At 35.3% G+C, this 2037-nt stretch carries 3 protein-coding genes; 2 read left to right on the top strand and 1 reads right to left on the bottom strand.

Features of this window, described 5'->3' with window-relative positions; genetic code table 11:
* Positions 1-567: DsbA family protein (locus tag DN393_RS31275; protein WP_149174307.1), on the top strand; the 567-nt coding region annotated here is incomplete at its 5' end.
* Complete coding sequence (locus tag DN393_RS31270; RefSeq protein WP_064475763.1) at positions 564-995, top strand: disulfide oxidoreductase; 432 nt, start codon at positions 564-566, stop codon at positions 993-995. The genes DN393_RS31275 and DN393_RS31270, both read left to right, overlap by 4 nt.
* A gap of 259 nt (positions 996-1254) precedes the next feature.
* On the opposite strand, the gene DN393_RS31265 is transcribed toward DN393_RS31270, so the two are convergent.
* A complete protein-coding gene (locus tag DN393_RS31265; RefSeq protein ID WP_098112169.1) occupies positions 1255-1860 on the bottom strand; it encodes a DJ-1/PfpI family protein in 606 nt (201 codons plus the stop codon).
* Between the last annotated feature and the right edge of the window lie 177 nt (positions 1861-2037).

Here is a 2037-nt window from a genome sequence, read left to right as displayed (position 1 = left end):
AAAGTAATAAAAGATTTACCCCCTATCGGCAAGCAACCTACTTTAGGAAAAGAAGATGCACCAGTCTCTATTATTGAGTTTGGCGACTTTAAGTGTCCTGCTTGTAAAGCATGGGGTGAGCGCGTCTTCCCTCAGCTTCAAAAAGACTATATCGATACAGGAAAAGTTAAATTTTCATATGTAAATGTTTTATTCCACGGAACGGAATCTAAATTGTCTGCTTTAGCTGCTGAATCTGTTTATAAACAAGACCCACAAGCATATTGGAGCTTCCATAAAGAATTATTTAACGCACAACCAGCAAATCATGATGATCCATGGATTACTCCTGAAAAACTATTAGAAATTGCGAAAACATATACACCAAGTATTAACGCTGTTCAACTTGAAGAAGATTTGAAAAAACAAACAGCGCAAGAAGAAGTAAATAAAGATGAAAAACTAACGCAAGATTACGGTGTAGAACAAACACCGAGCATTGTCATAAATGGAACGATGTTGTCTGACCCTTATGATTATGAACAAATCAAAAATTTAATTGAAAAAGCATTAAAGGACAAGAAATGATGAGTACAACAAATAAGCATTTTGAATGGCGTAATTACACTTTATATTTTGCATGGATTGTATCAATGATAGCGACACTAGGTAGTCTATTTTTCAGTGAGATTCTTGGGTTCATACCGTGTGAATTGTGTTGGTACCAACGAATTATGATGTATCCGCTCTGTATTATTTTAGGCATTGCAACGTTCTGTAATGAAAAAAACATAAAAAAATATGTATTAACAATTTCTATTATCGGCGGGAGTATTTCACTTTATCACTATGCAATACAAAAAATCCCTGGCGTTTCAGAGATTAACCCGTGCGTGCAAGGTGTCCCTTGTAATGTCGATTATATTAATTGGTTAGGTTTTATAACGATCCCCTTCTTAGCGTTAATTGCTTTTTCTTTCATTACTTTGTTTATGTTGTTAACGAGATCGAATTAATATGGTAATGGTAGAAAAAGAAATCGAGCTTTTAAATCGCATTCCTTGTTACTGTGAGTATAATGAAAACCCCGACTGTAAGAACAATAGTTTTATAGACGAAAAAAGCAGGAAATCACTCGTGATCTCCTGCTTTTTTTATATTTTAGGTCCTTGATAAGTGAATCCACATATGGCTACCATTTACTCATACACGATAACTGGATTAGGACTTGCCATTTCCATAAATATTTTAGATTTACATGACGTATTATTTTTATTATGACTCCCTACTAACAACCCCTCGCCTCTCGTATTCCATTCTATATTCAACAGCAGCCGCAATTTTAGGACTTGCAAATCTCTCCGTGATCCAAAGTCCTAAATCAAGCCCTGAAGTAACTCCTCTTGCGGTAATACTATCGCCTTGATCCACAATTCTGTAAGGAAGAAATTCTGCCCCATATGTAGGAATTTCACTCTGCGCCAAATGATGCATTGTTGCCTTTTTATCATTCAATATACCGGATGCAGCTAGTAACATACCTCCAGTACAAACTCCAGCAACAATCGTTCCTTCATTGTGCATCTCTCTAATTATTTTAGTCAAAGTACCAAGCTCAGCTTGCTTTCGCGCCCCGTGTTTAGCTTTATGATTCCAGCCACCACCAGGTACAATTAACAAATCTGGACGATTATCCATTCGTAAAAAATCATGTAGTTTAATCGTAACTCCAAACGAAGTAGTAACTTCTTGTTTTCGTTCACTTGATACGAGTTCAACCGTAAATGGAGCCCCTTCTTCTATCGCTCTTTTCAGTACTTCAAAAGGTGCAAAGGAGACAAGTTCTCCGAAACCGTCAAACAATACAATTTGTATTTTCATTTTTCGAACACCTCATCGTTAAAAATCACTTTATCGGTTATTTACGAGCTATAGGCAGAAAATATAACTTTATATAATATTTTAGATAAGAAGTTTTAAATTCCTATAACAAATAAGTAAAATGCATCAAATATAAAAGTAGACATACAAAAACGCTATTCTACAGAAAGAATAGCG

Source organism: Bacillus sp. BPN334 (assembly GCF_008368885.1).
Classification (GTDB): domain Bacteria; phylum Bacillota; class Bacilli; order Bacillales; family Bacillaceae_G; genus Bacillus_A; species Bacillus_A wiedmannii.
The sequence above is the reverse complement of the archived record's forward strand: the minus strand, read 5'-3'. Positions and strand labels throughout refer to the sequence as shown.